Source organism: Hydrogenoanaerobacterium sp., assembly GCF_032017025.1.
In the GTDB taxonomy this organism is placed as follows: domain Bacteria; phylum Bacillota; class Clostridia; order Oscillospirales; family Ruminococcaceae; genus Hydrogenoanaerobacterium.
This window is the reverse complement of sequence record NZ_DALZQO010000021.1, coordinates 44,915-53,975: the sequence shown is the minus strand read 5'-3', so window position 1 is coordinate 53,975 and position 9,061 is coordinate 44,915. Positions and strand designations below refer to the sequence as shown.

General features: G+C 45.6%; 13 protein-coding genes. All 13 read right to left on the bottom strand.

Annotation, left to right across the window (positions count from 1 at the left end; genetic code table 11):
* Positions 1-172 (bottom strand): 2-oxoacid:acceptor oxidoreductase family protein (locus RTV33_RS12160; protein WP_312644607.1); only part of this gene is annotated, 172 nt, incomplete at its 3' end.
* Positions 172-921 (bottom strand): thiamine pyrophosphate-dependent enzyme, encoded by a 750-nt coding sequence (locus RTV33_RS12155; protein WP_312644595.1) that lies wholly within the window; start codon positions 919-921, stop codon positions 172-174. The genes RTV33_RS12160 and RTV33_RS12155, both read right to left, overlap by 1 nt.
* On the bottom strand, positions 921-1,985 hold the full coding sequence (locus RTV33_RS12150; protein ID WP_312644593.1) for a 3-methyl-2-oxobutanoate dehydrogenase subunit VorB: 1,065 nt from the start codon (positions 1,983-1,985) through the stop codon (positions 921-923). The genes RTV33_RS12155 and RTV33_RS12150 overlap by 1 nt, the downstream gene beginning before the upstream one ends.
* A gap of 15 nt (positions 1,986-2,000) precedes the next feature.
* Entirely contained in the window at positions 2,001-2,207 is a 207-nt protein-coding gene (locus tag RTV33_RS12145; RefSeq protein WP_312644592.1) for a 4Fe-4S binding protein, read from the bottom strand.
* A 17-nt stretch (positions 2,208-2,224) separates the two neighbouring features.
* A complete protein-coding gene (locus RTV33_RS12140; RefSeq protein ID WP_312644590.1) occupies positions 2,225-2,926 on the bottom strand; it encodes a hypothetical protein in 702 nt (233 codons plus the stop codon).
* 549 nt (positions 2,927-3,475) lie between these two features.
* Positions 3,476-4,162: a hypothetical protein gene (locus tag RTV33_RS12135; protein ID WP_312644588.1), complete on the bottom strand. Its 687-nt coding sequence runs from the start codon at positions 4,160-4,162 to the stop codon at positions 3,476-3,478.
* A gap of 322 nt (positions 4,163-4,484) precedes the next feature.
* Positions 4,485-4,727 (bottom strand): hypothetical protein, encoded by a 243-nt coding sequence (locus RTV33_RS12130; RefSeq protein ID WP_312644586.1) that lies wholly within the window; start codon positions 4,725-4,727, stop codon positions 4,485-4,487.
* 23 nt (positions 4,728-4,750) lie between these two features.
* Entirely contained in the window at positions 4,751-6,559 is a 1,809-nt protein-coding gene (locus RTV33_RS12125) for a DUF2586 domain-containing protein (protein WP_312644584.1), read from the bottom strand.
* Positions 6,560-6,754: a hypothetical protein gene (locus RTV33_RS12120; RefSeq protein WP_312644583.1), complete on the bottom strand. Its 195-nt coding sequence runs from the start codon at positions 6,752-6,754 to the stop codon at positions 6,560-6,562. It lies immediately after the preceding gene.
* On the bottom strand, positions 6,741-7,250 hold the full coding sequence (locus RTV33_RS12115) for an SON protein (protein WP_312644581.1): 510 nt from the start codon (positions 7,248-7,250) through the stop codon (positions 6,741-6,743). The genes RTV33_RS12120 and RTV33_RS12115 overlap by 14 nt, the downstream gene beginning before the upstream one ends.
* The gene (locus RTV33_RS12110) at positions 7,247-7,747 is read right to left on the bottom strand and encodes a phage virion morphogenesis protein (RefSeq protein WP_312644579.1); all 501 of its coding nucleotides are present in this window, start codon (positions 7,745-7,747) and stop codon (positions 7,247-7,249) included. Before RTV33_RS12110 ends, RTV33_RS12115 begins: the two co-directional genes overlap by 4 nt.
* A gap of 3 nt (positions 7,748-7,750) precedes the next feature.
* The gene (locus RTV33_RS12105; protein ID WP_312644605.1) at positions 7,751-8,080 is read right to left on the bottom strand and encodes a DUF1320 domain-containing protein; all 330 of its coding nucleotides are present in this window, start codon (positions 8,078-8,080) and stop codon (positions 7,751-7,753) included.
* A gap of 567 nt (positions 8,081-8,647) precedes the next feature.
* Positions 8,648-9,061 (bottom strand): sporulation initiation factor Spo0A C-terminal domain-containing protein (locus RTV33_RS12100; protein ID WP_312644577.1); only part of this gene is annotated, 414 nt, incomplete at its 5' end.

Genomic DNA, 9,061 nt, shown 5'->3' with positions numbered 1-9,061 from the left:
CGTCGGATACGCAGATAGAACAGTTTGCGGTACCGCCGCGCATTTCGGGGCCGTAGGACGGCAGCCACGAAACGCTTTGATCTTCAATCAAACCGGCATAAGCGATTACCTTACCCGAAAACAATACACCCTGTCCACCAAAGCCCGCCATAATCATATTGTAAGAAGCCATTATTTATCCCCTCCTGTTTTGTCTTTGTAAACGCCAAGAGGATAGTAGGGCATCATATTATCACGCAGCCAACCCAAAGCCTCAACAGGAGTTAAGCCCCAGTTGGTAGGACATGTAGACAGCACCTCAACAATGGAGAAGCCTTTTTTGTCGATCTGAGTTTGAAATGCCTTTTTGATGGCAGCTTTCGCTTTGCGGATATTGGGGACGGAATCCACCGAAACACGCTCTGCATAAGCGGTACCATCAAGGGTAGCGAGCATTTCAGACATGCGGATGGGATAACCCGCGGCCGCAACGTCACGCCCATATGGTGTGGTCTGTGTGACCTGACCGGGCAGTGTTGTAGGCGCCATCTGACCGCCTGTCATGCCGTAAATGCAGTTGTTAACGAAGATAATGGTGATGTTTTCACCGCGAGTTGCCGCATGAACCGTCTCGGCAGTGCCGATAGCGGCAAGGTCGCCGTCACCCTGATAGGTAAAGATAACATTATTAGGCAGGCTTCTTTTTAAACCGGTTGCGATTGCAGGAGCTCTGCCATGGGGTGCCTCTACCATATCGCATTTAAAATAATTGTATGCCATAACCGCACAACCCACAGGCGCAACGCCTACGGTTCTGCCTTCGCATTCAAATTCGTCAATAACCTCAGCCACCAGTTTGTGGATGATGCCGTGAGTGCAGCCGGGGCAATAATGCAGCACAGCATCGGTAAGTGCATGGGGTTTTTCATATACCACTGCCATTATTTTGCACCTCCTGCAATTGTTTTGATCTGCACAAGCACCTCAGCGGGCGTTGGAATGACACCGCCGGTGCGACCGAAGAAATGAACAGGCATTCTGCCGTTTACGACAAGGCGCACGTCATCCACCATCTGCCCCATGCTCATTTCAACACAAAGGAAGTTTTTGGCGGTGGCACAGGCGTTATCGATTGCCTTGGTTGGGAACGGCCAAACCGTGATGGGGCGGATAAGACCCGCCTTGATTCCCTGCCCGCGGGCAGTCTTCACCGCACTTTGTGCGATACGCGCGGTTGCACCGTAAGCTACCAGAACAATATCGGCATCTTCAACCATATATTCCTCAGCGCGCTGTTCATTCTCTTTGATAATATCGTATTTCTGAAAGCGCTCTACAATCGTTCTCTCCAGCTCGCTTGCTTGCAAATGCAGCGAGTTTACAACATTATGTTCACGCTTGTTCTGATGTCCGTTGGTAGCCCATGGTTTTTCAACAAACTCGGTAACCTCTTTTTCGGGGAATGAAACGGGCTCCATCATTTGACCGAGCATGCCATCTGCAAGAATCATGGCAGGCATTCTGTACTGATCTGCTTTATCAAACGCGTCGTAGACGAGGTCGACCATCTCTTGAATGGTGGAGGGAGCAAATACCAGAATATGCAAGTCGCCGTGACCGGGTGCACGTGTTGCCTGCCAATAATCGCTTTGGGCAGGCTGAATGCCGCCAAGCCCGGGGCCGCCGCGCTGCACGTTGATCATGAGGCAGGGCAGGTCGGAGCCTGCGATATAAGAAATACCCTCACATTTAAGCGAAATACCCGGTGAGGAGGAAGAAGTCATAGCGCGAACACCTGCGGACGCAGCACCAAGCACCATGTTGATTGCACTGATTTCGGATTCTGCCTGCAGGTATGTACCGCCGATTTTTGGCAGACGCTTTGCCATATATGCAGCAACCTCAGTCTGAGGTGTAATCGGGTAGCCGAAGAAGCTGTGGCATCCGCATTTAATTGCGGCTTCCGCAAGCGCTTCGTTGCCCTTCATCAATACTTTTTCAGCCATTTCTGCACTACCTTTCTACTTTTCAACTTTGATTGCGCTGTCAGGACACATCATTGCACACATAGCGCATGCAATACATTTTTCGATATCGATGACCTGCGCAGGATGATAACCCTTGGCGTTCAGCCTGCCTTTGTCGAGTGCAATAATCTTTTTAGGACAGACACTGACACACAGACCACAGCCTTTACAGGTGATCTCGCTGATTGTTACCTTTGCCATAGATGACACCTCCATAATTATAGCTGAATGTTTGTTTTTTCTTCCCATGGGGGCTTGACGAAAATATCCACCGGGTAGCCGTCGGAAATCATGCCCCCTGAAACAATTTCTTTCTCCAAACGCCTGTCGTAGGCGGTGGCAACCAGCGGAATACCCGCAAGCTGTGCTACCGACTGCGCATACTCTATTGAAGAAGTGATAGTATCAGATGTTGTCTGATAGGAAACATTAGAATTGTTGACGATGCCCGTCGCGCTTAGGCGCGAGATCTGCTCGATCTCCCGTAGAATTGCAAGGGCTTCATCGGGTGTACGGGTGAGATAGCGGTACTTGTTGATCACATAAAGATAGCTATAGTCACCGTCATCCAGCACCATGCGCGCATAACGCCCCATGGCGGCAGCACCTGCGTCATCACCGCCCACGTCAATGACAATAGTGCGGTCTTTCTGTTCAAATATCGAGTTCATATTCGCGGTAAGAGCCGGAATATCGAGGTTGGTGTTTGCATAGGTGGGGCTAATGGTATGAATACCGTTTTTGTTTAAAATAGAATTGAAATCCGCTGAGCGGAAATAAGGGTTGACAATGTCAAGGTCAGCCAAAACGACATCCTTACCCTGCTTTTTTAAATCGACCGCGAGGTTGACTGCAAGATTGGTTTTGCCGCTGCCATAATGACCACATATGATGTTGATGCGTTTACAAAAATTTGTCATAGGGCCACCGCCTTTCAAAATGTGTATTTGTTTATTATAACATCTTTTAACGCTTCACACAATGAAAGTGGACATGTAAATTGTAATAAGAATCCTTTATCATAAATTTCTAAAACTGTATTGGTTGCACATTTGTAAATTTTACAATTTTTTGTTTGAGTACCCATATAAGGATGTTAAGACACACCGGCGCAAAAAAACCTCCTTACTTTCTCGCCGATTTGCATTGACTGAAAAAGTAAGGAGGTTTTTTATAAACACTATTTCGCCGCTTCTATCTCGGTTCTCATGCCCTTGAGGCGCAGGCTAAAAATAGAAGGCTAAAAGAGACAGTCCTTCACACACTTACTCACAACATCATATCCTATCCACCTAGCCTTTGCCCTTATCTATTAATTTCTTAATCAGATCAAACAATTATCGATACTAGGACGGAGCAGATCTTTTAGAATATACCATCTAATACTATAATATTTCATTGCTCAGATTTTATTATCCTTACCATTAGTATTTGCGGTCATCACATCTAGAAAAAGCTGCTTGCCGGGTCTAATTTGGAATTACTCTCTGCTTTTCTTCGTTTGAAATAACTTGTTTTTCTTCAAAACGCTTTGTCATAGCAAGATAATCTTTATAGCAAACGTCATTCATTAGTTTGATAGATAAAAGATCAAAACGACCATAATGTTTTTCAGATGGCCGAAAAGATACTAAATAGTAAACACCACTGATTTTCTTTTCCCAAACAATTTTTCGTCCTTTTGGCTCATATCTTTCGTTTTTAGTATCCTCTGTAAACTGCCGAAACACCTTTTTTGAATTTCTCGATCCCCCATATAGGCTACATGCAAGGCTAAACACAGTAGGCCATTGTTCTTCTTCAATTGATGATGTCAACTTGGATTCATATGTCGGAGGAGGTACTAGCATTACTTCAAGAAATCTCCGTGCACTTGCTGTACCGCCAAGTTCTCCTTTTTCATTATTGGCAAGAGAGCTGTCTATGTGCGTGGTTATCTTTCCGCTTTCATTGAGAACTTCATAATTCGTATTTCCATCGCTAAAGGATTTAGACTCCCCAATTTCCCACTGTAAGTTATGTTTCTCTAGTGCTTTTTCTACGGCCTCTACGCTAAGTGGAAAGGGGTTTTCTGGCTTACTTATTCTTAGCACGACCATAAACAAGACTAATACTAAGACAAGACCTGAAATTATCAGAGATAGTCTAACTCTCATAAGGTTCTCCTTTTCACCAAATCACGTTTTGTTATTTAGATTTAAAACAATAAGGCTTTAGCCATAAAATGGGTCACAAAGTATTTCGTGAGTTTCTATCTTTTCTGGATACACCATTTAATAGATATTAAACATATTTTTTTATATGTCCTTCTTTCACCTCAGATGCTTCATGAACTTGATGAATATTGTAAGCCGCCAAAACTTTTTGCAAAACTTCTCATCGAATTTGGCAAAAATAATTGGATTTTGATGAACTAATTCAACAAACACAGGCAGATACTTTTACAGTATTCAGCCTGTGTTTTATTATTTCAAATGGTTACCCATTTTCTGACTGTAGTGCTGCAATATGAAGCTCTGCTGCTTGCTCAAGAGTTTCCGCAGGGTATGGCAACTCGCCTTCAAATTGAATTGTATTCATTTGACCATTGATATAAATAACATAGCACGCATCACCATCATGCCCAAAGTTAATTGTTGCTTGATGTACACGCTTGCCCTCTTTGTCTCCATCCTCTGGAACGAAATTTGCTGGGAATGTTTTGTAAGTGTATTTTGACATTGTAAATTCCTCCTAAATAATTTTTATATCACCGATTGCCAACCAGAGTTTTCGTAGTTGGTTGCACTGTCTACTCGTTTAAGTGCAGCACCGTCGTGATAGTAACAGTTACCTACATACACAGGCAAGTTAACTTTTTTATCCTTGTAAACACCCGCTTTGTTTTTACCATACCCATGCTGCACTATTGCTGTTTTTGCTGGGTAAACGTCGCCATTTACCATGTAAGCATCTACTAAGTTTGAGTCGTTACTTGGTCTTGAGCCCCCTATTATAAATATAGAATTTCCAACCGCAGAGCATCCAAAGTTCGTCATCTCAGATGATGCAGGAGCTTTAGTGCTCCACAGATTTGTAGCAGTGTCGTATGCTTCGTTTTTGTCAGAATTTCGTACACCTACCCCTGCGATAGCATACGCCTCCTTTACAAACGGATTTTCCATGCCGAGATTAACTTCCATCTCGCGCACATAGCCGATGGGAACATACCGGATGATGAGGTTCAGCTTCTCGGTGCTGAGAATGTCCTGCCCTTCCGGGATAATGATGCGCGCAGCAGATATTTCCTTGTCGGCGATCATCTGGTCAAGCGGAGTTTCCGCAAATTTTGCAATTGCCTCCAGCTCGGCATCCAAATTACTGATATCAATCTGGGATTGCAGCTGCATCAGGAGCTCTTTGCGCACCTCGCGTGCCATCTGATTGTGCACCCTGACGCGCTCAGCATACTGATAATCTGAGCCCTCCGGCGCTAACATCCGCGCATTGGTAACGTACCACCCCGCCAATCCCTCGTACGCACGGAATGTGAGGAAGCCGCCAGCATCAAGCTCGGCAAGGTAATCTTCTATCCCAACAGGCGTGAGGGAAAGCAGCTTGTTTTCCGATACATGGAACGATTTCACCTCGCCGATGCTCTGCTGTACATCTGCCTGTGCGTAAAAGCCACTTACAATACCCGCCAGGTTGATTTCCTGCGTGGTGCCGTCCATTCTCGTGTAGATACCTCTTGCCGTTACCACCTGAACATAGATGGAGTTGCAGCCCTTGCGGTCGGATATCAGAGAGGTGGCGTAGGCTTCGACTGTCTGCCCGGTGGTGATGTTCGGCGCTTCCAAAACAAAGAACAGGGGCTTAAAGTAGGTTGAGAAGAAATTTTCTGCAGTGGTGGCGCAAACAGACCAAAGCGCTTTCGAGGTTTCGCCCACAATATGAACAAATTCAATGGTAGCTTTTATCTTGCGCAGCTTGTCAATTGCCGTGAGCACGTCCTCATTGTTCATTTGGGGTGCTGTTGTGGAGATTGTAAAGGTATCCTCCAGCTCAAAGCTCTTGGCGTTCTCAGCTCCGGTCGCAAACACCAAGGTTAAACCTGTTGGTGCGAGGGCGAGCTGCCCGCTGATGGGAATGGTGATCTCTTCGGAAAATTTTAGACCACCGTCAAAGCTGTATTTGCAAGCTGCCTCATTGAGACCGCCTTCTTTGGTGATCTTCACCACCAACTGATAGGAGTTGTTCGGCTTACCCGTGATGGTGAGCGTTCCGGTCCCAGTACCCGTCTTTTTAACTTCGCCGACTTTACCGTCGACAGATGCCGCCACAGGAATGCAGTAGATGAGGCTTGCGCCATTTTCTACGCTATCCATACAAGCATCCGCTAAGGGGCTAAGCCCTAGCTGCTCCTGAATCTTTTTGGCAGACATACTGCCTTTGATCAGTATGGGGCTTGTGCTGAGCTTCGGAGACACGCCGATTTTTGCATGCACCCCGGAGCCGGACGGGGCGCTGATCAACCCGCCGTCGGAAATTGTGGTTCTAACATCTCTTAACATTTAACCGCCTTCTTTCATCGGAGACTTTAGAAATTTGGCAACAGCTGCTTTGTATTCTGCTTCGGAAACACATTTGCCGCGCGCCCATCCTTTTTGTGCAGCGACACCCGCATACACAGCATCAGGTGTATGATATATTTTGCGAAGCTGCTCAATCGGGAGAATTGAAGGGTTTTCTTTTTCATTGGCTGCCATCCCGGTTGTCCTCCTCTATCGTTGTAATAATCTCAGACAATTTGGCAAATTCTTTTACACGGTAAATCCCTCCATGAAAAGTAATTTGTAGTTGTACTGCAATATCAGATTTCAAAATGCTATCTTCTTTATCCACCCATTCAGCCTCGCTCGGCTCAATGGTAATGTAGTAGCCATTGGAGAGCGTGAGCCCCTTATCAATGGATGAGATAAAGGTTTCAAAGAAAGGTTCGAGTGCAGCAAGCTTGTATTCTCCGAGGATGACTACAAACTTTAACTGACGATCAAACAGCTTTACAGCCTTACTGCCGCCCGAATTGTTCATAATATTGATCTTAGAGCCGTTTCGTGTAAAGTTATCCGATTCGATCAGCACTGCTGCCACATGGCTTTCTGCGTTGTTTTTGAGTTCCTTCAATGTGGTGCATACTCTGGTAGATGCCCCCATTGCATCGTGCAGCTTTTTTGATAAATATTCAATACATTCAGAAATCATGTGCTTTCACAATCCTTTATAAAATCTTCCAGTGTACCCTTTATCTCATCTAGATCAGGCTCATTGATACCGAGAAACGGTCGTTCCGGCATCTGTACCTTAACCTCTTTTTTGGTAATCCAACGCCCATTGATTTTAAACCGTAAGCCTTTTGGGGTTTTTGCCTTGATCGTAAGTGGTTTTTTATCTCCAAACTGATGGCGGCGGGCATGGATTACGTTAGTACCGACCGCAAAGCCGTCACTGTCAGCCTTGCTGCGGATGGAGTTTTTCAACTGGGCGGTATCGGTTAGGGTGACACCGCCCTGCTGTGATGCTCGAATGGATTGCTTCCAAGGCTTCCCATCAGGACCCTTTTGCTGTTGGAACCGCATCCTTGTTGACGTACGCACAACCTGCCCCAAAGCTTCGTTAATGGTTTTGAAATCGAGCTGTTCCAGTTTGCGGATATGATTGGTGAGGGCGCGAATGTCGCCGCCAAGTTGGATACTTGCCATCAGTTACATTCCTTTCATGCTGTCTCGGCTGAAAATGCGGTTAGGGCTGTGCATCTGAAATCCGGTTGCAGCTTGCTTATTCGGTGGATTAAGCCCCAAGTCGACAACACCCCGCGATACACTTTCCAAGAACTTGAGGGCGAATTTGTAACGTTCACGGTAGTTGTCCTCGCGCTCTTTGTCGACAACACCAATACGGGACACAAGGTTATACACTGCAATGTCCTTTGCGTATTTGTGTACAACAGGCGGGGCATTGGGGAGGGGCACCGGATACCTTTTGGCAAGGTATCCGTCCACCTCTGCAGCAGCGTCCACCAGTGACTGTTCGATCAGAGGCAGTAAATTAATTACCTACTCAACTAAAAAATGCCCGCAAAGCGCACCATAATAGGCTTTGTGAGCATTTTGTTGTTCGGTGGTGTGTTGCGTTCGCCGCGCGCAGTTGAAAAAATTGTTCTCAACATTATTGTCAACGCACCGCGCGACGTAGCACCCGCAAACCCGCATAACCACACGGTTTTCACGGTTTATCTCGGGTTGTTCGGGGTTATCTCGTTTTGTCACTTATTCTGTTAAATTACAAATATCAATCATATAACGTTCGAAAATTCGCAATGCTTGTTCATAACTTTGCATAGTCTTTGGTCTGAGGTTTTGACTTTGGCAATAGCTCATGAAATCATCAATATCATAGTCAAATTGCAGCATAAAAAGCACTCCTTTACTTCAAAGGCAGAATAAAAATTCGCACTCAATAAAGTAAAGGAGTTCATTGCATTATTTTTTAAAATTCATTGATCTAGATGTAATTTCCAGAGGAAATAAGCCGATTAATAAAATGTTTACAGCTTTTGTCTCCGTTTTTTTAAAAGCTCCATAAATCGCATTAGTAAGCCACTATTTCGCCGCTTCTATCTCGGTTCTCATGCCCTTGAGGCGCAGGGTAAGCTTGTCGGAAATAAGGGCAATAAACTCGCTATTGGTGGGCTTGCCGCGGGAGTTGTGAATGGTATAGCCGAAGTAGCTGTTCAGCGTATCGACATCTCCTCTGTCCCATGCAACTTCGATTGCGTGACGAATGGCACGCTCTACCCTGGAGGAAGTAGTATTATATCGTTTTGCCACAGTGGGATAGAGCTGCTTGGTAACGGAATTAATAATGTCGTGATCCTCAATGCAAAGCACAATGGATTCGCGCAGATAATGATATCCTTTGATATGAGCCGGCACACCAATCTGATGGATAATCTCGGTCACCATCATCTCAATGTCGGGTTCTGATTTAACAAAGGGCAGCACCTGCGCATTGGA

Bases quoted from the DNA above. Each gene is read 5' to 3' on its own strand.
- RTV33_RS12155 (WP_312644595.1), bottom strand. From the start codon at position 921: ATGGCAGTGGTATATGAAAAACCCCATGCACTTACCGATGCTGTGCTG.
- RTV33_RS12150 (WP_312644593.1), bottom strand. From the start codon at position 1,985: ATGGCTGAAAAAGTATTGATGAAGGGCAACGAAGCGCTTGCGGAAGCC.
- RTV33_RS12145 (WP_312644592.1), bottom strand. From the start codon at position 2,207: ATGGCAAAGGTAACAATCAGCGAGATCACCTGTAAAGGCTGTGGTCTG.
- RTV33_RS12140 (WP_312644590.1), bottom strand. From the start codon at position 2,926: ATGACAAATTTTTGTAAACGCATCAACATCATATGTGGTCATTATGGC.
- RTV33_RS12135 (WP_312644588.1), bottom strand. From the start codon at position 4,162: ATGAGAGTTAGACTATCTCTGATAATTTCAGGTCTTGTCTTAGTATTA.
- RTV33_RS12130 (WP_312644586.1), bottom strand. From the start codon at position 4,727: ATGTCAAAATACACTTACAAAACATTCCCAGCAAATTTCGTTCCAGAG.
- RTV33_RS12125 (WP_312644584.1), bottom strand. From the start codon at position 6,559: ATGTTAAGAGATGTTAGAACCACAATTTCCGACGGCGGGTTGATCAGC.
- RTV33_RS12120 (WP_312644583.1), bottom strand. From the start codon at position 6,754: ATGGCAGCCAATGAAAAAGAAAACCCTTCAATTCTCCCGATTGAGCAG.
- RTV33_RS12115 (WP_312644581.1), bottom strand. From the start codon at position 7,250: ATGATTTCTGAATGTATTGAATATTTATCAAAAAAGCTGCACGATGCA.
- RTV33_RS12110 (WP_312644579.1), bottom strand. From the start codon at position 7,747: ATGGCAAGTATCCAACTTGGCGGCGACATTCGCGCCCTCACCAATCAT.